This window comes from Arthrobacter pigmenti, from assembly GCF_011927905.1.
Taxonomy (GTDB): domain Bacteria; phylum Actinomycetota; class Actinomycetes; order Actinomycetales; family Micrococcaceae; genus Arthrobacter_D; species Arthrobacter_D pigmenti.
The window spans coordinates 3,731,830-3,753,549 of the sequence record NZ_JAATJL010000001.1 but is presented as its reverse complement, the minus strand read 5'-3'; the positions used below and the strand labels follow the sequence as shown (position 1 = coordinate 3,753,549).

General features: G+C 60.7%; 19 protein-coding genes and 2 pseudogenes. 15 read left to right on the top strand and 6 right to left on the bottom strand.

Features of this window, described 5'->3' with window-relative positions; all coding sequences use genetic code 11:
- Window positions 1-5: 5 nt before the first annotated feature.
- From BJ994_RS17745 to BJ994_RS18595, 6 genes and pseudogenes are all read left to right on the top strand, one after another.
- On the top strand, window positions 6-986 hold the full coding sequence (locus BJ994_RS17745; protein WP_167995718.1) for a class I mannose-6-phosphate isomerase: 981 nt from the start codon (window positions 6-8) through the stop codon (window positions 984-986).
- On the top strand, window positions 983-1,990 hold the full coding sequence (locus BJ994_RS17740) for a DUF4432 family protein (RefSeq protein WP_167995717.1): 1,008 nt from the start codon (window positions 983-985) through the stop codon (window positions 1,988-1,990). Before BJ994_RS17745 ends, BJ994_RS17740 begins: the two co-directional genes overlap by 4 nt.
- Window positions 1,987-4,812: an FAD-binding and (Fe-S)-binding domain-containing protein gene (locus tag BJ994_RS17735; RefSeq protein ID WP_167995716.1), complete on the top strand. Its 2,826-nt coding sequence runs from the start codon at window positions 1,987-1,989 to the stop codon at window positions 4,810-4,812. Before BJ994_RS17740 ends, BJ994_RS17735 begins: the two co-directional genes overlap by 4 nt.
- Before the next feature lie 551 nt (window positions 4,813-5,363).
- Complete coding sequence (locus BJ994_RS17730; RefSeq protein WP_167995715.1) at window positions 5,364-5,768, top strand: IS3 family transposase; 405 nt, start codon at window positions 5,364-5,366, stop codon at window positions 5,766-5,768.
- Between the two features lie 125 nt (window positions 5,769-5,893).
- Window positions 5,894-6,250, top strand: coding sequence for a hypothetical protein (locus BJ994_RS17725; protein ID WP_167995714.1), 357 nt, complete (start codon window positions 5,894-5,896; stop codon window positions 6,248-6,250).
- 59 nt (window positions 6,251-6,309) lie between these two features.
- A pseudogene (locus tag BJ994_RS18595) lies at window positions 6,310-6,417 on the top strand (hypothetical protein); the annotation flags it as partial.
- A 6-nt stretch (window positions 6,418-6,423) separates the two neighbouring features.
- Here the strand turns inward: BJ994_RS18595 and BJ994_RS18290 are convergent.
- Both BJ994_RS18290 and BJ994_RS17715 read right to left on the bottom strand, forming a co-directional pair.
- Window positions 6,424-6,621 (bottom strand): hypothetical protein, encoded by a 198-nt coding sequence (locus tag BJ994_RS18290; RefSeq protein WP_245192322.1) that lies wholly within the window; start codon window positions 6,619-6,621, stop codon window positions 6,424-6,426.
- 452 nt (window positions 6,622-7,073) lie between these two features.
- Window positions 7,074-8,063: a prefoldin domain-containing protein gene (locus BJ994_RS17715; RefSeq protein WP_167995707.1), complete on the bottom strand. Its 990-nt coding sequence runs from the start codon at window positions 8,061-8,063 to the stop codon at window positions 7,074-7,076.
- A 361-nt stretch (window positions 8,064-8,424) separates the two neighbouring features.
- Here BJ994_RS17715 and BJ994_RS18590 point away from each other — a divergent pair, with 361 nt between their 5' ends.
- The 5 genes from BJ994_RS18590 to BJ994_RS17695 all read left to right on the top strand — a co-directional run bounded on the left by BJ994_RS18590 (window position 8,425) and on the right by BJ994_RS17695 (window position 13,962).
- Complete coding sequence (locus BJ994_RS18590; RefSeq protein ID WP_425339396.1) at window positions 8,425-8,739, top strand: hypothetical protein; 315 nt, start codon at window positions 8,425-8,427, stop codon at window positions 8,737-8,739.
- Window positions 8,740-9,806: 1,067 nt separating this feature from the next.
- A complete protein-coding gene (locus BJ994_RS17710) occupies window positions 9,807-11,183 on the top strand; it encodes an ABC transporter substrate-binding protein (protein ID WP_167995712.1) in 1,377 nt (458 codons plus the stop codon).
- 174 nt (window positions 11,184-11,357) lie between these two features.
- Window positions 11,358-12,152, top strand: a complete 795-nt coding sequence (locus BJ994_RS17705; protein ID WP_167995711.1) for a carbohydrate ABC transporter permease — start codon at window positions 11,358-11,360, stop codon at window positions 12,150-12,152.
- A complete protein-coding gene (locus BJ994_RS17700) occupies window positions 12,149-13,039 on the top strand; it encodes a carbohydrate ABC transporter permease (protein WP_167995710.1) in 891 nt (296 codons plus the stop codon). Before BJ994_RS17705 ends, BJ994_RS17700 begins: the two co-directional genes overlap by 4 nt.
- Window positions 13,036-13,962 carry a metallophosphoesterase gene (locus tag BJ994_RS17695; protein WP_167995709.1) on the top strand — a complete coding sequence of 309 codons (927 nt, stop codon included), beginning with the start codon at window positions 13,036-13,038 and terminating at the stop codon, window positions 13,960-13,962. The genes BJ994_RS17700 and BJ994_RS17695 overlap by 4 nt, the downstream gene beginning before the upstream one ends.
- Before the next feature lie 84 nt (window positions 13,963-14,046).
- Here the strand turns inward: BJ994_RS17695 and BJ994_RS17690 are convergent, their stop codons facing one another.
- From BJ994_RS17690 to BJ994_RS17680, 3 genes are all read right to left on the bottom strand, one after another.
- Window positions 14,047-14,571, bottom strand: a complete 525-nt coding sequence (locus tag BJ994_RS17690) for a tyrosine-type recombinase/integrase (RefSeq protein ID WP_342450425.1) — start codon at window positions 14,569-14,571, stop codon at window positions 14,047-14,049.
- The gene (locus tag BJ994_RS17685; protein WP_167995708.1) at window positions 14,543-15,250 is read right to left on the bottom strand and encodes an MgtC/SapB family protein; all 708 of its coding nucleotides are present in this window, start codon (window positions 15,248-15,250) and stop codon (window positions 14,543-14,545) included. The genes BJ994_RS17690 and BJ994_RS17685 overlap by 29 nt, the downstream gene beginning before the upstream one ends.
- A gap of 251 nt (window positions 15,251-15,501) precedes the next feature.
- Window positions 15,502-16,491 carry a prefoldin domain-containing protein gene (locus BJ994_RS17680; protein WP_167995707.1) on the bottom strand — a complete coding sequence of 330 codons (990 nt, stop codon included), beginning with the start codon at window positions 16,489-16,491 and terminating at the stop codon, window positions 15,502-15,504.
- A gap of 422 nt (window positions 16,492-16,913) precedes the next feature.
- Between BJ994_RS17680 and BJ994_RS17675 the strand changes: the two genes are divergently transcribed.
- The 4 genes and pseudogenes from BJ994_RS17675 (at window position 16,914) to BJ994_RS17660 (ending at window position 19,092) form a co-directional block, all read left to right on the top strand.
- Window positions 16,914-17,636, top strand: a complete 723-nt coding sequence (locus BJ994_RS17675; RefSeq protein ID WP_167995706.1) for a hypothetical protein — start codon at window positions 16,914-16,916, stop codon at window positions 17,634-17,636.
- A gap of 101 nt (window positions 17,637-17,737) precedes the next feature.
- Window positions 17,738-18,390 (top strand): annotated as a pseudogene (locus BJ994_RS17670) (IS256 family transposase); the annotation flags it as partial.
- A 95-nt stretch (window positions 18,391-18,485) separates the two neighbouring features.
- Complete coding sequence (locus tag BJ994_RS17665; protein WP_167995705.1) at window positions 18,486-18,740, top strand: hypothetical protein; 255 nt, start codon at window positions 18,486-18,488, stop codon at window positions 18,738-18,740.
- 133 nt (window positions 18,741-18,873) lie between these two features.
- A complete protein-coding gene (locus tag BJ994_RS17660; protein WP_209067033.1) occupies window positions 18,874-19,092 on the top strand; it encodes a hypothetical protein in 219 nt (72 codons plus the stop codon).
- A 352-nt stretch (window positions 19,093-19,444) separates the two neighbouring features.
- Here the strand turns inward: BJ994_RS17660 and BJ994_RS17655 are convergent, their stop codons facing one another.
- A complete protein-coding gene (locus tag BJ994_RS17655) occupies window positions 19,445-21,088 on the bottom strand; it encodes a glucosidase family protein (protein WP_167995703.1) in 1,644 nt (547 codons plus the stop codon).
- Between the last annotated feature and the right edge of the window lie 632 nt (window positions 21,089-21,720).

Sequence of the window (21,720 nt, the reverse complement as noted above, 5' to 3'; positions counted from 1 at the left end):
CTTCAATGGAGCCGATCCTGCTCCCCTCCAACCAGCCGCCTTCCCGCTTCTACCAAGGCGGAACGCGCATCTCTGAGTTCCGTGCGGAAACGCCATCGCCACCCAATACTCCCGAGGACTGGGTGGCGTCAACGACAAGCGTGCGCGGTGACTCGCCAGTAGGTATGACGCGGCTCGCCGATGGCCGGCTGCTGGCTGAGGCGATCAGCGCAGACCCCTCGGCGTGGCTCGGGCCCAGCCACGTGGACAAGTACAGCGAAGACACGATGCTGCTCGTGAAGCTCCTGGACGCGGGCCAACGGCTGCCCGTGCATGCTCATCCGGATGGTGAATTTGCCAGTCGGCACGTCTCGGCAGCGCACGGCAAGGCCGAAGCGTGGTACATCCTCTCCCCGGGCACCGTGCACCTCGCTCTCACCCGATCGGTGTCCCTCGATGAACTCCAGGCACTCGTCACTACTCAGGACTCGGCAGGGATGCTGGGCCTCATGCACGAGATCCCCGTCGAGGCTGGCGATTGCGTGTTTGTCCCGCACGGCGTGCTGCACTCGATAGGTGCCGGCATCCTGCTGGCCGAGGTGCAGGAGCCCGAAGACCTCTCGATTCTCCTAGAGTGGAAGGGCTTCGACCTCGACGGGCAGAAGGACGGGCATCTCGGTTTGGGCTTCGATCTGGCCCTCAGCGCGGTGGAGGTCCAAGGGCGCACCGACGCAGAAGTCGAGGCGCTCGTGCGGCGCCGAGTGAGCGACGGTGGTGCATTGCCTAAGGAAGCCGACGCCTACTTTCGTCTCGACCGCATCACGCACCGGCGGGAGTTCCCTGCGGGATTCAGCATCGTCATCGTCCTCGGTGACGATGCTCAACTCACCCTCGCATCGGGTGCGGTGCATGCCCTCGCGGCTGGATCGACGACCTTGGTGCCCTTCGAGGCGGGGAGCTTTTGGATCGATGGCAGCGCCCTCCTCGCTCGACCCCCATTGCCGTGAGCGCGCGCGAGCTGGCGAGCTACGGCCTCTTCGCGTCACTGCGGCCGCGTGCATCCGTGAAGGAGTCGATCGGAATCCCCGGCACCCCCGCTGCCGAAAGACTGCTCACGGCACGCCTCTTCGACTCGTTTGAGTTTGAGGTGCTCCCGGGGCGGGGATTCGACATCGGCGATACTTGGCACCGCGGCATCCCCATCTCGTGGTTCTCGCCGGTGAGCGACTCGCGCGCGCTTCCGTCACCCTCAGGAGTCGAGTGGCTCACGCGCTTCACAGGCGGCTTGCTAACCACCTGCGGTTTCGGCACGATCGGTGCCGAAGGCAGCGGGGAGGGGATGCACGGACGCGCCAACCACCTGCCCGCCGACCAAGTATCGTGGCATGTCGCAGAGGAGGGCAGCGTCTCCATCGATGCGCTGATCGAGAGCGTCGCAGTGTTCGGCCCGTCCTTCAGCGTGCGCAGGAGCTACCGTGCGGCATCAGACGTCGACGGGATGTCCCGGCTCACGGTCACCGACGAGGTCACGAACATCGGTCCCGAGGCCGCCCCCCTCAGTATGCTGTACCACCTCAACTTCGGCGCTCCCGTCGTCGCACCTGGCAGCCAGGTCATCGTCGCGAGCGAGGAGGTCAGGGCGGCAACACCGCACCCCGACGTGCCGGACTGGAGCGTGCTGCCCAAGCCGGCCGACCATATCACGGAGGCAGTGTTCGAGCACCGAAGAGTGCGACAGACATCAGACGGCTTGGCGCGCGCGACGATCCTCAGTTCGGTTGCCGACCTCGCCGTCGTCGTCGACTGGTCGGCGACGACACTGCCGCGCCTGCACCAATGGATGTTCCCCACCCGCGGCCGGTGGGCCCTTGGCATCGAGCCGGCCACTGCTCCCCTTTTCGGCCCCGACCGTGCGAACAAGAACGCCGGAGCCCCCGTGCTCGCTCCAGGGCAGTCCCGGTCACACGAGGTGCGTATCTCCGTCGGTTCCCGTGAGGCGGCGCTCGCATGAGCGTGCGGGCCGCCGTGCTCGATCCCAGCATTCTGGGCCCCGGCGTGGGCGTTCGAGAACGCTCGATCGACCGGTTCGCGATGGCGCACGACGCGTCGCATTACCTGCTGGTGCCTGACGTGGTTCTCACACCGGAGACGGCCGAGGATGTGGCCCGCATCTTCCGAGCTAGCAGCGAGGGCAACCACCCGGTCACCTTCCGTTCTGGTGGGACAAGTCTCTCGGGCCAAGGGGTCACTGGCAATGTGCTCGTCGACACCCGATCGAGATTCCAGCGAATCACCGTGGAGCAGGCGGGCCGACGTCTCCGCGTTCAGCCCGGCGCGACCGTACGACAGTGCAACGCGCACCTGCTTCGCCACGGCCGCAAACTCGGACCCGACCCAGCGAGCGAGATCGCCTGCACCATTGGTGGCGTCGTTGCCAACAACTCCAGTGGCATGGCGTGCGGCATCGAGCAGAACACCTACCGCACGCTCGAGTCGATGGTCTTCGTGCTGCCCAGCGGGACCATCATCGACACAGCGGATGTCGGCGCAGACGCCGCGCTGGAGAGGCTTGAGCCCGCGCTCTACAGCGGCCTGCAACGACTCCACGAAAGGGTGAATTCGAACCCGGCGTCACTCTCGGAGATCAAGCGCCTCTACTCGATGAAGAACACAATGGGTTACGGGCTCAACTCCTTCACCGACTTCGAGCGACCGATCGACATACTCACCCATCTCATCATCGGCAGCGAGGGCACACTCGCCTTCGTCGCCGAAGCCACGTTTCGCACCGTGGAGGTCCTGCCGCACGCGGCGACAGGCCTCCTCGTTTTCGAAAGCCTCCGAGATGCCACGAGGGCCCTGCCCGCCCTGCTCGCCACGGGTCTCGCGACTATCGAACTTATGGATGCCCAGAGCTTGCGCGTCGCGCAGCGCGCACACGATTGCCCGCAGGAGGTTGCCGAGCTCAGCATCACCACTCACGCGGCGTTGCTCATCGAGTTTCAGGCGCACAGAGTCGACGAACTCGAGCACAAGGCAACGGATGCCGCGCAGGTATTCGCGGCACTGCCTCTCACCCGCGCGCCTGTTCTCAGCACCGATGCCGGTGTGCGCTCCGCACTGTGGCACACGCGCAAGGGTCTCTACACAGCTGTCGCCGGCGCACGACCGAGCGGCACCACCGCCCTCCTCGAAGACATCGTGGTCCCGGTCACCGAACTGCTGCCAGTGTGCGAGGCGCTAGCGCGCATGTTCGACGAGCACGGGTACGAAAACAGCGTTATATTTGGCCACGCAAAGGACGGCAACATCCACTTCATGCTCAACGAGTGCTTCGACGACCCGATCCAACTCGCGCGATACGAAAGGTTCACTGCGGAGCTAGTCGAGCTCGTGCTTTCACACGGCGGATCGCTCAAGGCCGAGCACGGCACGGGTCGGATCATGGCTCCCTTTGTGCGGCGGCAGTACGGCGGCGAGCTTTACGAGGTGATGTGGGCGGTAAAGTCTTTATGCGATCCAGCAGGCATTCTCAACCCAGGAGTGTTGCTCTCCGATGATCCGCGGTCCTACCTCGCTGACCTCAAGCTCGTGCCCACTGTCGAAAAGGAGGTAGACCGTTGCGTCGAGTGCGGCTATTGCGAACCCGCGTGCCCGAGCAAGAACCTTACGCTCACCCCACGGCAGCGCATAGTACTTCGCCGGGAGATGAAAGTTGCCGAGGATGCCGGCGACAGCGCCCTGCTCGCAGAACTCCGTGACGACTACGAATACGACGGTATCGAAACGTGTGCTGTCGACGGCATGTGCAAAGTGGCGTGCCCGGTCGATATCAACACGGGAGATCTTGTGCGGCGGCTGCGCCAGGAAAGCCGCAACGCAGTCGAGCAAAAGGCGTGGAGGGCCTTGTCGTCGACGTGGGGAGCCTTCTCACGAGTTGGTGGGCTCGCCATGGAGGTCGCACATGCTCTGCCCGCCGCGTTCCCCGTCGCGGCCACGACCGTGGGTCGGGCGCTGCTCGGCCACGAGACAGTTCCCCTCTACGACGACGGCCTGCCGGGCGGCGGCTCGCGTCGACCGCGGCCCGTGCCCACTACCGCAACAACTGATGTCGTGTTCTTCTCGGCGTGCATCACGACCCTGTTCGGCCCCGCCGAGGGGTCGCTCGGTGTGTCGAGGGCCTTTCTCGAGCTGTGCGAGCGAGCGGACCTCACGTGGGCTGTTCCCGACGGCATCTCGTCGATGTGCTGCGGCACCCCGTGGAAGTCGAAGGGCTTCTCCGCGGGTTACGAGCACATGTCGTCAGTAGTGCTACCCGCGCTGCTGACCGCGAGCGACGGCGGCCGCATTCCCATCGTGTGCGACGCCGCGTCGTGCACCGAAGGGCTCTTGACCATGCAGCAACTCGCGATCCGGGCCGGGGGTGACTTCGCTGCGCTTCGCTTCGTCGACGCCGTCGAATTCGTTTACGAGCGAGTGCTGCCGGGCATTCGGATCACGAGCACAGTGCCACGGATGACAGTTCACACGACCTGCTCGACCTCCCAGCTCGGCATCAACGATGCCATGTTGGCGATCGCCAACGCGGTCGCGTATGACGTGCGCGTGCCCATCGACTGGGGATGCTGCGCCTTCGCCGGCGACCGCGGCCTGTTGCATCCCGAGCTCACCGCATCGGCGACCCGAGCGGAAGCCGCTGAGGTCATGGCCGGCGAGTTCAACGCTTACGTGTCAGCAAACCGCACGTGCGAGATCGGGATGAGCCGCGCCACGGGTCACGAATACCGCCACCTCCTTGAGGTGCTTGAAGAAGCTACAAGGCCTTCAACGTGAGTTCTCGGTGGGTGCGCGTGGTGGCGCACCCCCGAGCGGCCGCCCGAACGGCCTGAATAGGCCGTCGCCGGGCTCCGTTGGAAAGGCTCGAATTCAATCTCGCGCCCGGAGGGACTTGAACTCTACTCAGGACCATGAGTTGCAGTGCTTAGGAACAATCTCCCCAGCAAACAGGCCACGATTGAGTCCAGCTGGATCACAATGGCCTTGACCCCATTTGGACACTCTCTAATAGAGGATGTTCAGTATGGGAAACCAGCGCAAAGCGTATACGCCTGAATACGAGGATGAGGCTGTGAGGTTGGTGATAAACACCGGCCGCTCGGCAACTGGGGCAACGCTTACAAGAGCCGACATGAGGCGGACGCGGGGGCGTTGTCCGAGACAGAGCAGGCGGAGCTGGCGCGGCTGCGTAGGGAGAATGCGGAGCTGAAGATGGATCGGGCGTTCTTGAAATACGCTTCGCTCTTCTTCGCCCAGGAAGCGTCGGAGACGAACGGGAAGCTTCCGAGCTGATGCGGGTGGAGAAAAGCAACTTCACAATCGTGCGGATGGTCAGGCTCCTCGATGTTGCACGCTCCGGTTACTACGTTTCGCTGGACCGAGTTCCGTCGAGGCGGGCGGTCCGGCAGGAGAGAATCGAGCAGAAAGTGGCCTGGCTGCACGGTGAGTCTGATGAGGTGTCTGGTGCGCCGATGATCCTCGTCGATCTCCGCGAGGACGGCGAGATCATCTCGCGGAAGACGGTCGTGAGAACTATGCGGTGTCTCGGGTCACGGGGCATCTTCCCGAAGCGGTGGCGGACGACGACGATCATCGACCACGCTGATGCTTACCCCGCTGACGCAGCAATACGGCAGTGGGACACCGGGGCGTTGAACCATATCTGGGTGGGCGACATCATGTATTCCGCTCAAGTCCCCGGTTACATGCAGTTCGCCGGCCTGAGCGCCTGATCTGACCTTGTGCTGGCAGGGTTCTGAGGGCGGTTCACCTCGCCAAGACTGCACGTAATCGCGAAGCTACTTGTCTATCTGATCGGTTCATAGACAAGTAGCAGAGTGATGACGAGTTGGAGACGGTGGGGGATCTGATCGCGGCCTTTGACGAGTATTTGTGCGGGATTCGCGGCGTGTGTGCAGGGGCCTGGCGAAACTACGCCGAGTATGTGGACCAGTTCTTGGTCGCGGTCTTACCCGACGGTGTGGTCGATCCCCTGGAGATCCGTGCACCGGAGGTGGTGGCTGTTTGTGGGCGGCCTCTCGGGCCGCTACCGGACCAGGACGGTGGAGTTGGCGGCGTCGGCGTTGCGCTCATTCTTTCGGTTCTGCGCACGGCGGGATTGCGCGAGGACCGGTTGGAGGACACCCGTCCCGATGGCGCCGTCGTAACACCGGCCTTGTTCGGCATCTGGGTTCTGGGACTTTCGAGTAGCTGATTGCGTCGTTGGACTCGTCTTCGCCTCGCGGGCTGCGAGACCGCGCGATCATCTTGTGCATGGCCCGTCTGGGATTGAGCGCAGGTGAGGTCGTCCAACTGCGGTTGGATGATCTCGATAGATCCAACGCGACCGTGCGGGTGCGCGCCCGCAAGACCGGCCGTAGCGCGTTGTTACCGCTGACCGCCGAGGTCGGCAAGGCGGTGTCCGACGATTTGCAGCACGCTCGCCCTGATGCGTCGGCAATTGAACTCGCCGAAGTCCACCTCTGCCTCCGCGCCGGGGGCATGGGTCTGCCGGACCGCGACATCAGCCGGTTTCCCCACCAGTTCCCGCCGCATCTTCGCCACCGCGTGAATCACCGCGGACATTCCACGGTCGCCCCATGTTCACCCACCGGGCGGTATGGCGTTCACCCACCGGGCGGTATGGCACTGCGCACGCGTGGCAGCAATGTCCGCGACCAGCCAAGCCCCGATGATCTCCAGCCATGGTTCCATAGGCGGCGCCGTCCTGACCGAGCCCTACGCGGCGGCGGTGTCCAGTCAGCCAACGCGGCACGCACGGTGCGCCGGTGGAACCCGGGCCAGCTCCCTGACAGACATCTCTTTCGCTCTCGCCATGGACACGCTCGAATTGTTCCGCTCTCGATCTCTTTTTCAGACCCGTTCCCGTTCTCTAAGTCCTGGTAGGCAAAGTGAACGCTACGGATGGGTCGAAGGCGGGGCCATCTCAAGCGACTAAAACCCCCAGGTGGGGCAAACTTCAGAATGCCATACCCGCACAGCTGGGATTTCTCGTCGGTTGCGATGGCTCAGCGTGTTTAGAAGCCAGTTGATGTCCATCTAAACGACGCGCCAGCAGCTGTTGAGCCGTTGGCGACTACGGTGAATCCATCGCGGAAATCGTCACCCGCGTAATTTTCACCTATCACCGTGTACGCGACGCCATCGGTTCGGACTCCCGCCGCGTTATAGGTCGAGATCTTGCCCGCTGTGCCGGCTTGATCGAAAACCTGGATGTTCGCGGCGCTGAATGTTCTCCATTTTGGCGTGCGATATCTTACGGCGAAGCGTTTCTGGCCAGAAGACTCGGAGAGTCCACCAGTTTGAAAGTTGCCAGATTCAAAGTAAGGAGCCAGGCGGTCGAGTTGCTCGTACTGGTCCTCGAGGTACGGGCCGTATATAGCGGTTCCCGGGGTAATAATGGCGTCTCGGACCAACACGTTCGCTTGGAGGTTGCTCGCACCAAAAAATCTCACCGCGAATTCGAGCGAGTTTCGAAAATCAATGGGGTAAAGGTCCTCGTTGAGTACCGGCACGAAAAAGGGAACACTGATGCGTTGGCGACCGACCGATAAGGTCGATTGGTCCGAATCGATCACGAGCACACGGTTCGTGTCGTTCACGTTGTAACGGGCCTGGGCGTATACATCGCAGCCGATTTCGACGTCAGTTTCGATGTCAGCGGTAAAGGTGTATGTCCCGCCAGAGAACTGCAGGATGTTCGGGATGAGCTGGCGCAGGTAGACTACTTCGAGAGTGGGAGACGCTTGATAATCAATCGTCAGCAAGATTCCCCCGGTCTCAACGCTGTGGCGGGACGCGATGACGCTGTCCGCCCCATGAGCAACTACACGCCAGAGTCCGCACACGTTGCCCTGAAGACCAGTTCCGACCGTCACCGGGGTCCCAGCATGCCAGTTCATGAACGCACCGTCGACCAGAGCGTTCTCGATCGTCGGCGCTTCGGGAGTGACATTTAGACTGAGCGACGGGGTTTTTCTTTTTGCCAAGATTCCCGGAGCAGTCAATTTTCCCTCACGGCCTTAGTCGCAATGACGTTCGTGTCGGCCTGGGCGCTCCCCGCAGCCCCGAGAGCAGAGACGCCTAGTCCCAAGGACGCTCCCGACCCCGCAATCACCGACCTCCTGGATATTTCATGTCGCTTGGATGGGACAGGATCTGTGTTTTTGTTCATGCGAATGAATCTTCCATGAACTGAGACATCGTTGTCAAGAGCTCGCGCTGACTCATTGGAAATCCCTGCGTGCCTGTATTCGTTGCCTTTTTTGAGAACCTCCGCCGATCCAAGCCGCAGGCGGACTTGAACTTCATGGGGTCAGCACGGGAGTTTCGGTCCTGGTTCGCGACGATGACGAGTACCTGGACTACGTGGAGTGGTTGCATTGGCCCGACGGATTTGTCTATCCGCGGTGTGATCATGCCGGCGGGTGGATGGCAGCCGATGGTTGCAACAAGTGTGCCGACTGCGGTTCTCGAACATCGATGGCAGTCGGGACCCTTTTTCGATCGCAGAGGTACGCCGCTTACCGTGTGGTTCACGGCCTGCTGAATGTTCGCCGCGCAGAAGGACCGTGTCTCTGCGGAGTCTGCAGCGATTCTTTGAGATCGGCTCATACCCAACGCCTGGGCGATGCTCCATCGACTCCGAATCGGTCTTGGTCCTACCGGGCAGAGACCGTCTGACTGGCACCGTGGAGATGGACGAGACTTACATCGGCGGCGAGGATCCTAGTTTGTGCGGTGGGCATGCCAAGGGAAAGAAAGCACTCGTATGCATGGTCGTTGCGGTTACCGATGCGCGGGGTTCGGCCGCCGCCCGATGGTGACCTGCAAGACAGGTCCGCCGCCTCGCTGCACTCCTTTCTCACCGGCGACGTCGAGCCTGGTGCGCACGTCATCACCGAGGGCTGGCAGGGCTACCGCGGCATCGAAACAACTCGGCTACACTCACGAATTGCGCAGCCAGCGTTGCCGCGCGCGGTGGCAACTCGGGTTAACTTTTTCCCGAAGTGCACCGGGTGGCGTCGCTGGCCAAGGTGGCTGCTCGGAACACATCAAGGTGGGGCAGACGAAGCGCAGTTGCAGAACTACCTCGACGATTCGTCTTCCGATTCAACCCGCGCACATCCCGCAGCAGGGGGCTGGTCTTCTACCGCGTGCTTGAACTTGCCGTTGGTAAATATCCGGTGCGCTGCGGCGCCCTGGTCCGCGACCGCAGCCGAAACAGGCCCGCCCATGCCTCCCGGGAGACGCAGCCATCCACACAGCATGGAGCGGCCCACACAGCCCGAACATGAGGAAAGGGTTTGACCCAGTCCGATTAGATGAATAGCCCAAAGTGACGAAACGATTGGACACAAACCGCCACTACGCCACATCAGTGCGCCATCACTTGGCCTGAAATGCGCAAACGACCGAATGTCCGGATGAGCACCGAGTTCAAAGGGTCATGCCCGCGGCTCAATCCAGACAGATCCTGGTCCTCGCCGGACGGCGCAAAACACTAGCACTGGCGAAGAAGCCGTAACCGTTAAACCACCGGTGAATAGCACCTCACCGGCTGGACCCCGCGTATGTTTTCATTTGAGGCAATTGGACCGACCGTTCATGGATAAAATATCGTTGTCAATCGGACTCCTTTCAGAAGTGAAACATCGTTGTTAGTCCTGGCTTTACAGGCGTTGACATGGCCGTTGCGATCGCGTATTCTCACTCGAGATAACGTTCGCTCGAATCGGATAGAGGTTGCAATGAAGCGCTCAAACAAGATCACGGCCGCTATAGGGGCGTTATCCCTTGTTGCCGCCCTGAGCGGATGCTCAAGTAGTCAGGGTGCGAGTTCCGGCGAAGTGCTGACCATGTGGACGTTCAAACAGTCCCAGGTGGAGGCTCTCCAAGCGCTTGGTGATGAGTGGGGCGCTCAAAATGACATGACGGTCGAAGTCAGCGTCTACACCCCCGACGCCACGTACAAAACGAAGGTCCAGGCGGCAGCGCAGTCGAACACGTTACCTGACATTTTGAGCGTTAACAGCGGGGGCCTAGACTGGGCGTGGGCTCAAGCTGGCATCACCCAAGACATCACCGAGGAGTTCGACGAGTCCTGGCAGAGCCAGTTTCTCCCTGGGGTGGTGAGGGCTGCGACCGTAACCGCGAGTACCATCGAAAACTCTGGCGACGATCCAGCCACCACGCTGAAGAACCTCGAGGCGGATCATTCATACTCGGTTCCGTATCTGGCCGGCACTCCTGGGGTGGTTTTCGCATCAAAGAAGGCCCTGGAGGCTGCAGGAGTCGACACTTCGAATCCGCCTGCAACGTGGGATGAATGGATATCCGACATCGAAAAAACCGTCGCGAACGATCCCACGAACGGTGGCATTGTGACCGGGCTTAAGGTTCCCGAAACCGGCTACCTCTGGCTATACCGTCCGCTTTCTTATGCGTACCTGGGACCCGATGGATTCGAAGGACGCCAGTCCAACGCGCAAGACCCATCGTGGACGTCCAACGAGAGCGTCAAGACCCTCGAACTGTATGACCAACTGACCCCACTTTGGTCTCCCGGCGTACTCAACCTTGACATTGATCAGGCCGACCAGAGCTTCGCGTCAGGCAAGGCAGCCTGGGTCGTCGGCGGAACCTATACCCTGTCGTCCCTAACTACGTTCGGGATGGATGCGAGTGACGTTATGGTGTTCCCCGTTCCGTCGCCCAGCGGTGGCGAGATCTCCCGACTCAGTTATCAGGCTGCACCGCTTGTGAACGGAGCGGTGACCACCACTAGCGAGCACAAGGAGGAGGCCATCAGCTTTCTTAAGTACATCACCAGTGTGGAGGGGGCTGAGTTGTTCGCCAAGGAGGCGCAGGATCTGCCTGCCACCCAAATCTCCTCAAGTGCCCTCAGCTCTGAACTGCTGGAGCAGTTGGTCGGGCTGGTTACACCCGACGAGTCTGGAGGAGAACCGTTCAATGCGAACGACCGTTCCGCTGACCCTCCTGCCTCGAATATCGCACACACTAGTGCAGTAGCGCTCGCGAATCTGCCAGCAAAGTCTGCACCCGTTTCATCAGTGGCTAGTACTCTCGCTGATCTGTACGAAGCTGCCTGGGAAGCGGCCAAGTAAATCGTGGCGATTAGTGACACGCTGCCGAAAGGTACATCCGCTGTCTCGTCCCGCCGTGGGCGTCGACCTTCGGTCCGACGTCCACGGCGCGGGGGGTGGGTTGGTCTCCTCTTTGTTGCCCCCGCAGTCGTCCTGTTTGCTGTATTCGGCGTATACACCGTTGTTTTTGGTTTTTTGCTCAGCTTCGCCCGATGGGACGGGTTCTCACCAGATTGGCAATGGACCGGGCTGAGCAACTATACAGATCTGCTCGGCGGCGATATCGCGCGCTCGCCGCAAGTCGTGAACGCCGCCGCCCAGACCTTGGTTGGGATGGTCGTTGTGCCAATCGCGGTGCCTCTCATCGGGTTGCTACTGGCGCTGCTGTTGAACTCGATCCGTCGGATGCGGGCGCTGATGCGCACTGTGTACTTTTTGCCCTATGTCACCACCGGCATTGCCGTCTTTTACGCGTGGCGTTTCATGTACGAACCGAACGGTGCCGTCAACGGCATCCTGAACGCTGTGGGCCTGGACTTCCTGTCCCAACCCGATGGCTTTCTCGGCAACGTCAACACAGCACTTGGTGCAGTCGTCGTCGTTCAGGTTTGGTCCGCCGTGCCTATCGCCATGCTGCTCTACCTCACCGGGCTCCAAACGATTCCCGACTCGGTGATCGAAGCGGCGCGCATTGACGGCGCGACCAGCGCACGCACGGTCTGGTCGATCATCCTGCCACTCCTGAACCCGATCACCGCGCTTGTCGTCATTCTTCAGCTGCGCGAAGCATTTCAGAACTATCAAGTGTACTTGCTGATGACCAACGGTGGGCCCGTGGACTCAACCACCACCCTCGGCCTGCTGACCTACAACTACGGGTTTGGCGCCCCCAGCGACTTCGGCTACGCGAGCGCACTCGGCTGGATGCTCGCCCTCGCCGCGGTCGTCCTCGCGATCGTAAGCTTTCGAATCCTCAGGAGCCGCCAATGAACACCGCAAGCATCACCCCCAGGGACACCGTCCGGCGCAAGAGCGCCTTGACAGCAGGGCAACGCACGGCGAAAGTGACCTCCCGTCTAATCGTCGGTTCCCTATTGGCTGTTTACGCGGTCGTGTCAATCTTCCCGTTTGCTGTAATGGTCGGCGGTGCTCTGAAGACGAACCAGCAGATTATTAGCAACCCTCTACCGTTCACTTCGCCGCCGACATTACAGACGCTTGCGGATACCTTTGACGCACTGAACGTACCGCTGCTGTTATTCAATAGCTTGGTGCTTGCTATTGGAGCCTGCCTGTTAGTCCTGCTCGTGTATCCACTGGCAGGGTACGCGTTCGCCGTGCTCCGGTTTCCGTTCAAACGTACGATATTCGCGGTCTTCGTCGGCGTGCTGTTCGTTCCCGGCGTTACCGTGCTGCTGCCGGTCGTGATCCTCGATCAGAACCTGGGTCTTTACGGCAGCCCCTTGGCCGTGATCCTCCCACACGTGAACGGAAGCGCTGCGATAGCCATCATTCTGATGCGGGCATATTACGCAACGATTCCAACCGAATTGCACGAGGCTGCTGTCCTAGACGGGTGTAGCGAGTTCAGCATCTTCGCCCGTATATATTTTCCGTTGTCCCGATCTGCACTGATTACCCTCACTATCCTGACCTTCGTCGGCTCGTGGAATGAATATGTCCTTCCCGTCCTCACCAACGACGATCCGAACAGATTCCCGCTCCCGGTCGGTTTGCAGAGCCTGCTCTCCAGCAACGTTGTCCAATGGAACCAAGTCATGGCCGCTGCCCTCATCATTGTGGTGCCAATCATCATCTTGTTCGTTTTCCTGCAGCGGTACTTCATCAATGGCCTTCAAGGCTCGGTGAAGGGATGACTGATCCAAATGTATCGGTCCTCACCAGCAGCACTCTGCCGCCGAAATTGACCGCGCCAGAGATTGCGGCGCCCTCAGGCGGACGCGTGCTAAAGCGCCGCCTGCGCATCCTGCATCTGAGCGACACCCACCTCTCGGGTAACGGATCTCTGCATCATGGCATCGTCGACACGATGGCCGCGCTCGAGCGGACACTGAACTACGCAGTTGACATCCCGGACATTGACGTCTTCGTACTCAGCGGTGATCTAAGCGATGACGGCACCGAAGAGTCCTACCGCCGCCTGCGTCAAAAAGTCGAGCCGTGGGCCGCCGCGCGCAGCATCGAGGTCATCTACGCCATGGGCAACCACGACCTGCCGGATGTCTTCGCCTCCGTGCTGGGTAAGGGGGAGCGCGCGGTCGACCTGGCTGGGTACCGAATCATAACGCTCGACTCCTCAGTCGCCGGGCACGACCACGGCTCCTTGAGCGTGGAACAGCTTGAGCAACTGGTCCATCTGCTCGCCGAGCCTGCAGTGCACGGAACGATCATCGTGCTACACCACCCGCCTACCGCAGCCGTTACGCCGCTGTTGCGACTGATCGGACTCGAGAACCCAAACGCCCTTAGTGATGCGCTGCACGGAACCGACGTGAGACTTGTCCTGAGCGGACATTACCATCACGCGCTGTCGACGACCGAGCGAGGCATCCCCGTGGTCGTCGCGCCGGGCGTTGCGAATACCTCGGATGTCACGGCGCCGCGCGACGTCGAGCGTCCACGCGCGGGCTCCGGTTTCGCCCTCATCGATCTGCCATCCGTCGGAGCGCCGCGTGTCTCGTTCGTTGCGGTGCCAGGTCCGCTCGACGGCAAAATCGTGATCGAACTTGATTCCGACGCCCTTCGCGCCATCGCTCACAGGCTTGAGGCATCCTCTTGAGGACTGCTATCGCTGAATGGATCGGACGGCATGGCGAGGAAGCGACGGCCGTCGTGCGGACGCTGGGCAATTAAGCTCTCCGATTCAGCAGCCTGGGACTTCCTGCCTGCTACCGACAAAAACGCCCCCTGCGCACGTCAAAGTTTTTGGGACAGTTTCATAGTTCTGTTCGCAGATGTTGGCGTAGGGGCGCATGCTTCCTGGGCTGGGGTGCGTAGGCAGTATCCGCTGGCCATCCGGGCTTTGCAGGCTCATCTCTGCGGAGACGTGGCCCAGGCCCAGCAGAGACATCAGGACCTGCAGGGAGACGCCGGCGTTGATCAGGACGGTGGCGTAGGTATGCCTGAGCTGGTGCGGTGTGATTCGCCAAGTCCGGCAGCTTGCGCCGCACGGCTGAGTTCGGCAACGGACGGCGCCTTGGCCGAGGCGGTTTCGGTGGTGGGCGTAGAGGAAATCAGCAGGGCGTCCGGTCCTCGGGTGCGGGATCGGACGCCAAGTGAACTCAGCAGTTGTGATCAAGCGTGAATCACCATTCTTCTCATCCGCTAGTTCGAGCAGTGGAACTGCCCAGGTTGCGTACTCAGTCGCTTTGAGTCGAGTTCGCAACACGCGTGACTGCCGCCAGATCCGTGAGACGGGCTAAAAGGTCATCAAGCTCCGCTCCGTCTCCAGACAAGCGCAAAATGACCTCGACCTGAGGCTGCTTCTTCCCGCGACGGATCTCTTTGGAATCGATAAGAGATACGTCGTACCCTAGTTCCGTTGCAGTTGTCAGGATGGCCCTCAGCCCCCCACAGCTTAGACGGTATCGGATCCTTACTAGCGAGTCTTTGCTGTGCGGACGGATGCGAGTTCCGATCATTGTGAGGGCGCTCACGGTCACCAGATGCAGCGCTGTGGCGGCGATTGCCAGCATCGGCATGCCAGCGCCGCACGCCATTCCGATCGCCGCGGTCACCCAGACGGACGCTGCAGTAGTGAGCCCAGTGACCGTGTTTCGTCGAACGAATATAAGGCCGGCACCGAGGAAACCGATACCTGACACCACCTGTGCGGCGATGCGCGAAGGGTCGAGTACGACCCCGTTGCCCACCACTGTTTCGAATCCATAGGCGGACACGAGCGTAAAGACAGCGGAACCGACTCCCACGAGCGTGTGAGTGCGCAGGCCAGCGCTCTTTAGTTTGCGCAGTCGCTCGACGCCGATTACCGCCGAGAGCAAGAATGCGAGTAACAACAGAACTAGCTGCGTAGGCGTAGTTGCTGAGAATAGAAGAATGTCGAGCAATGGGCCTCCAGTTCAACGTGTGCGGACTCTCGTGTGCGGAATTCGATTGGCGCGAGTCGTCCCGACCAAGGGGCGGAGGTGGTAGTTCGGTACACGTGGCACCACGACCCGGACCTGTATGTGGGGGGGTGGTTAAGTGCGATGGCCGTTTAACCTGAACTCAATTGGTGAGAGAAGAACTCAGACATTGCGGTGTCCCAGCGCGCACCGCACAGCTGGGATTTCTCGTCGGTTGCGATGGCTCAGCGTGTTTAGAAGCCAGTTGATGTCCATCTAAACGACGCGCCAGCAGCTGTTGAGCCGTTGGCGACTACGGTGAATCCATCGCGGAAATCGTCACCCGCGTAATTTTCACCTATCACCGTGTACGCGACGCCATCGGTTCGGACTCCCGCCGCGTTATAGGTCGAGATCTTGCCCGCTGTGCCGGCTTGATCGAAAACCTGGATGTTCGCGGCGCTGAATGTTCTCCATTTTGGCGTGCGATATCTTACGGCGAAGCGTTTCTGGCCAGAAGACTCGGAGAGTCCACCAGTTTGAAAGTTGCCAGATTCAAAGTAAGGAGCCAGGCGGTCGAGTTGCTCGTACTGGTCCTCGAGGTACGGGCCGTATATAGCGGTTCCCGGGGTAATAATGGCGTCTCGGACCAACACGTTCGCTTGGAGGTTGCTCGCACCAAAAAATCTCACCGCGAATTCGAGCGAGTTTCGAAAATCAATGGGGTAAAGGTCCTCGTTGAGTACCGGCACGAAAAAGGGAACACTGATGCGTTGGCGACCGACCGATAAGGTCGATTGGTCCGAATCGATCACGAGCACACGGTTCGTGTCGTTCACGTTGTAACGGGCCTGGGCGTATACATCGCAGCCGATTTCGACGTCAGTTTCGATGTCAGCGGTAAAGGTGTATGTCCCGCCAGAGAACTGCAGGATGTTCGGGATGAGCTGGCGCAGGTAGACTACTTCGAGAGTGGGAGACGCTTGATAATCAATCGTCAGCAAGATTCCCCCGGTCTCAACGCTGTGGCGGGACGCGATGACGCTGTCCGCCCCATGAGCAACTACACGCCAGAGTCCGCACACGTTGCCCTGAAGACCAGTTCCGACCGTCACCGGGGTCCCAGCATGCCAGTTCATGAACGCACCGTCGACCAGAGCGTTCTCGATCGTCGGCGCTTCGGGAGTGACATTTAGACTGAGCGACGGGGTTTTTCTTTTTGCCAAGATTCCCGGAGCAGTCAATTTTCCCTCACGGCCTTAGTCGCAATGACGTTCGTGTCGGCCTGGGCGCTCCCCGCAGCCCCGAGAGCAGAGACGCCTAGTCCCAAGGACGCTCCCGACCCCGCAATCACCGACCTCCTGGATATTTCATGTCGCTTGGATGGGACAGGATCTGTGTTTTTGTTCATGCGAATGAATCTTCCATGAACTGAGACATCGTTGTCAAGAGCTCGCGCTAACTCATCAAAGATGCCCGCGTAGTGGTATTCGAGAATCATCTGAGAATGTCCGTGTAGCTGTGTGTCTTCCGGACCGGTGTCAGCTGGCTTGGCACTTCGAGTCATGGGATTGCTGATGAGTGAACGACGGGCTGTGACGAAGACCATCGCGACCCGGTATGCACGAGCGAACCGAGCCGCTAAGAAGATCATGTTGGATGAGTTGTGCGCCACGACCGAGTGGCACCGGGACCATGGGCGACAGGCGTTGCGGACGGCGCTCAGGCCCCGGTGGTGAAGCCCCGGCCGCCGCGGCCGCCGCGGCCGCCGGTCTACGGGGAAGTGGTAATCGCCGCACTGCGGTTCTGCCGGGCGGTGCAGGGTACCGCGTGCGGGCGGCTGCTGGCCGTGGCGCTGCCGGATCTGGTGCGGCGGCTGCGCAGGCACGGCGAACTGGCGATTGACGACGCGACGGCGGAGTCGCTGCTTCGGATTTCCCCGGCCACCATCGACCGCCGGCTCAAGAATGACCGGGCGAAACTCGATCCGGAGCCGGTCCCATACCAACCCCGGAACACTGCTGAAGGACTCGATCCCGATGCGGACGTGGGCGGAGTGGACGATACCCGGCCGGGATTTGTGGAGATCGATCTGATCAGGCATGAAGGCGGCAACGCCAGGGGCGAGTTCTGCTTCACCCTGGACATCACCGATATTGCCACGGGCTGGACAGAGACCCGTTCGGGGCGGAACAAAGCGCAGAAATGGGTGTTCGCCGCCATTCCGGACGCCACCGCGGGTTTCCCGTTCCCGATCCTGGGCATCGATTCGGATAACGGGTCCGAGTTCATCAATTGGGAACTTTTCCACTGGTGTGAACAGCAGAATCGAGGGTGTCAGATCGTTTGTGTAAGGGGAGGTGACCCGAGCAGGAAGCCGAGATACTGATGACCATGGTTGATAACGAAGCCGGTGAAGAGCGCAGACGCGCCCAGCGTGAGGTGTGAAGGCGTTGGAAGCCCTCTGGCGCCCTGGATGAGTTGTACTCGATGATCGACGCCGGGCAGGTCCGGCTTGAGGGCAAGGACGGGCTGATCCAGCAGCTGATTAAGGCAGGCCTCGAACGAGGCTTGCAGACCGAGCTCGGTGATCACCTCGGGTACGACAAGGGTGACCCGGACGCGGCGTTGTTCCCGAACTCACGCAATGGTGTTTTTCCCAAGACCGTCGCCACCGTGGTCGGGGGCGTCGAGCTGGCGATTCCCCGGGACCGGGACGGCACGTTTACCCCGGCCCTGGTCCCGAAGGGCTCCAGACGCCTGGGCGGGCTCGATGAGATGATCGTGAGCCTTTACGCTGGCGGGATGACGGTACGCGATATCGAGCATCACCTCGTGTCAACGATCGGCACGGAGATCAGCCGCGAAACGATCTCGAAGATCACTGATGAGGTCCTCGATGAGGTCATCCTCTGGCAGCGCCGGCCGCTGGAGGCCTTCTATCCGGTGATTTATCTCGACGCGATCGTGGTCAAAATCCGCGACGGCGCCCATGTGCGCAACAAGGCTGCTCACATCGCCGTGGGGGTCGATATGGACGGCATCAAGCACGTCCTGGGGATATGGGTCCAAGCCACCGAGGGCGCGAAGTTCTGGGCCGGGCCTGCGCCGAACTGGCCAACCGGGGTGTAAAGGACGAACTGAACTTACTGAACCGGATCTGGGCGCTGCAGGCCCTACTGACCAACCATTTCACGCCGCAGCAGAAGTTGGTTTCAAGGAACGCCGCGGGGCCAAAGTGATCAAGAAATACGACAAACCGACCACCCCGTACCAGCGGGTCATCAATGACACCGGCACCGCGCGCAAGGCCGTGAAAATGAAACTGATCCGGCAGAACAAACTGCTGAATCCCGCAGCCATCCAACGACAGATTCAGACTCTCACCGCCGAACTGCTCACCCTGACCACCAGCAAACAAAACCCAAAACCCGCCGCCGCCATCCGGGCATTCTCAAATGATTCCACGAAACAATCGAGCCGGGCATCTTGACATGATTCCTCGGGGACGACGCGTTGACTCATTGGAAATCTCCGCGTAGCGGTGTTCGTTACCTCATTTGAGAACCTCCGCCTGGACGGCGTGGTTGCCGGACGTCGCGGTGTATTGACGCTATGCCGGTTTCATGGAGCTTTCGATGCGTGAACGCAAGGCTGTGGCGGCGAAGTTGGCGACCGATTATGCTCGTGCTGGCAGGGCCAGGAAGACACTGATCTTAGACGAATTGGTGCTGTTGATGGGTTGGCATTGTGACTACGCGCGAATGGCGTTGCGGGACGCTCTCACGCTCAAGATGGTGAAGGTCCGGGCGCGGCGTCCGGGCAGCTATGACATCCCGTGGTGATGGCTGCGCTGCGGAAGTGTTGGGGTGTGCAGCGGACTGCTGCCGGTAAGCGGCTGGCGCTGTTTCTGCCGGTCCTGATTCCGATGCTCCAGGCCAAGGGTGCCTTCGAAGTCACCGACGCGCAGGCGAAGCTGCTGATGGGATGAGCGCGGCCGCGATCGACCGCGGGCACAAGGGCGACCGGACGAAACTCGATCCCCGCGGCAGATCCCATACCACGCCGGGGTCGCTGCAAGGAATCGATCCCCATGCGACCTTGGCCGAGTGGGACGACGCGGACCGAGTTTCGTGGAGATCGGTCTGATCGGACACGAGGGCGGAAACGCCCGTCGACAAAACAAGCGCCTATCAATCAGGTGTCGAGTTGAAGATCGAGATTTCCACGAATAGTGGTCTGAAGCATGCCGTGCTGGTCCGCGTAGGTGACCCCGTGTTCAGACCGGTAGCATGCGTTCGCCTTCAGCCCGTAAACGACGACGGATCGCTCGAGCTCGTCAGCAAGTGAGAGGTACACGCGCTGTTCGGAGTGTACCAGCCGGATTTTACCCCAGTGCACGTCGAAGGGCCCTGGCCGCATTGGGCGTATCCGCACCGATGCCATGTCGATGCTCAGACCATAGACGCCTTCACGGAGCAAGAAGTCGATGAGATCGGGATATTCGTGGTATCCGTCGGCGCGGACGGGCACACCGGTGGAAGAGTAGCGTTCCCGCATCCATACGTTGTCGACAAGGTCGTCACGAACCGGCGTGAAAAGCTGCCGGAATGATTCGGTGTCGCCCATCGCGCGTCGAGCAAGAAGGTCTGCCCACCAGAGTCTCGCCATCGCAATGTCGGAGTCGCCGACGTTGCCGAGATAGCAGTCTTCGGATTCATAGCGTCGCAGGCTGACCAAGGTGCCCCGGCCCTCGGGATGCATGCGAAGCGCGGAATCAAAGTGATCGACGATTCGGCTGCCCTGTTCGGGGGATGCCGCTCCAGTCGCGATCGCCAGGTAGTTCTCAGCATCCTCGTGGTCATCGACTTGCGACCAGTCAGGGGAGCGGCTGGTGACGAAGTGGTCTTTTGCCCACAAGGCGCCGATATTCTCACGGATGGAGTTCGCAGCGCCCTCCAGGCGATCAGCCAATGGGTCGGCCAACACGCGGGCAACTTCGGCCGCCCGCGAGAACGTGCGGACCGCCATGGCGTTTGTGTCGAGCGTGAATCCGGATCGCCGGAAGACATCCACCCATAGGGCCCCCACCACATTTAGGAGGCCGCGGGTCTCGTCCAATTGTGTCAGGAGCCAGATGGCGGCTGATCGGATTCCCTTCCCCCACATTTGTCGTAACCACGCCAGGTCGCCCGTGGCACACGCGATGTCTGTGGCAGCCTCAATGACGAACAGATTGGGGCCTGGTTGTGGCGAACCTGAGATCGCAACGTATTCGGGCCAACTGCCGTCAAAGTGGTGGGGGATGAGCCCGTCGGGTCTAATGTTGTCGATCGCGCGCTCTACGATATTGCGTGCACGACGCTGGAGGATATCGATTCCGGAGTATGCGAGCGCAACGGCTGCACTCCACGCATCCGGATCGAAGAAGGTATGCAACGTCCCATACTCGCGGGTCGGAGCGTTAACCGTCGGGTAGGTCGCGTCGGGTAAATCGGGAGAACCGAGGCAGGGCACCTCGGATCCCCATAATGCGAGCCGATGCGCGAGCAAATCGCGCTCGTCAGGCAGCCCGACGGCGTCCTCAAACAGTCTCGGAGCTGCGGATTGCGAACAGGCTACGCGGAGTACAAGCGTCGCCACCGTACCTGCCTGCATCTCAACGGTATCTATTGTTGTCTCGAGGTTCTGCACACCGTCGACCACCTGTCCGGATATGCCATGAAGCCTGCCCATGAGCAAAACGCCCACGGCGAAGCCACCATCGCCCCACTGGTATACGACGTCTGAGGTGTTTATGTTCTCTATCGTGATTGCGGTACTTCCGTCGGATGTTGACATCGCATACGCGGCGATCAGGGGCGTATGCGAAGTCGCCCAGCTCGAGTCGCTTCCGTCTCGCTGTAGTACCCCACCCTCGCACAGGGCAGTGCCGAATCGTTGTGGACAAGTAACGCGTACGAGGCAGCCAATTCTGGCCGCTGAAGTCGCCGTAAGTACGATCGTGACGATGGTGTCCTCGCCGTCCCGGGTCACGTCAGAATCGATTTCGACTGCATCGCTAGTTTGGTCGCTCAGAACAATTTCGACAGCAGGCGACGCCGAGACGACGACCGTTCGCCATGATTGATCGCTGGATGCCTCCATGTTGAGGTTTCATTTCCTTAGTGGGAGTGGTTTGTCAGGGCAAACTAGCCTTGGCGGAGACTCGCTCGCTCAGCTGGGGCTAATTTGCTTAGTCTAGACAACGTTGCCTCAAAGTTGGTAGCCTAGTCAAGCGGTAGGGACAATTGCTGAAGCGAGTCATGTATTTGGAGAGTTGAGATCATAGTGAATGGACGGGACACGCTGCCGCACACCGCGTCAGCCAGGCGAACCCAAAAGTATTCCCTTGTTCCTGAGGTCAACGAACTCAGGAGTCGGAATGCGACCTTCTCTCGCGCATTTTCAATCAATTCCGACGGCGCACGACT

Excerpts from the sequence above, each read along its gene's own strand:
- BJ994_RS17745 (WP_167995718.1), top strand. The coding sequence starts at position 6 with ATGGAGCCGATCCTGCTCCCCTCCAACCAGCCGCCTTCCCGCTTCTAC.
- BJ994_RS17735 (WP_167995716.1), top strand. The coding sequence starts at position 1,987 with ATGAGCGTGCGGGCCGCCGTGCTCGATCCCAGCATTCTGGGCCCCGGC.
- BJ994_RS17730 (WP_167995715.1), top strand. The coding sequence starts at position 5,364 with ATGGTCAGGCTCCTCGATGTTGCACGCTCCGGTTACTACGTTTCGCTG.
- BJ994_RS18290 (WP_245192322.1), bottom strand. The coding sequence starts at position 6,621 with ATGTCCGCGGTGATTCACGCGGTGGCGAAGATGCGGCGGGAACTGGTG.
- BJ994_RS17710 (WP_167995712.1), top strand. The coding sequence starts at position 9,807 with ATGAAGCGCTCAAACAAGATCACGGCCGCTATAGGGGCGTTATCCCTT.
- BJ994_RS17700 (WP_167995710.1), top strand. The coding sequence starts at position 12,149 with ATGAACACCGCAAGCATCACCCCCAGGGACACCGTCCGGCGCAAGAGC.
- BJ994_RS17695 (WP_167995709.1), top strand. The coding sequence starts at position 13,036 with ATGACTGATCCAAATGTATCGGTCCTCACCAGCAGCACTCTGCCGCCG.
- BJ994_RS17660 (WP_209067033.1), top strand. The coding sequence starts at position 18,874 with ATGGAGCTTTCGATGCGTGAACGCAAGGCTGTGGCGGCGAAGTTGGCG.
- BJ994_RS17655 (WP_167995703.1), bottom strand. The coding sequence starts at position 21,088 with ATGTCAACATCCGACGGAAGTACCGCAATCACGATAGAGAACATAAAC.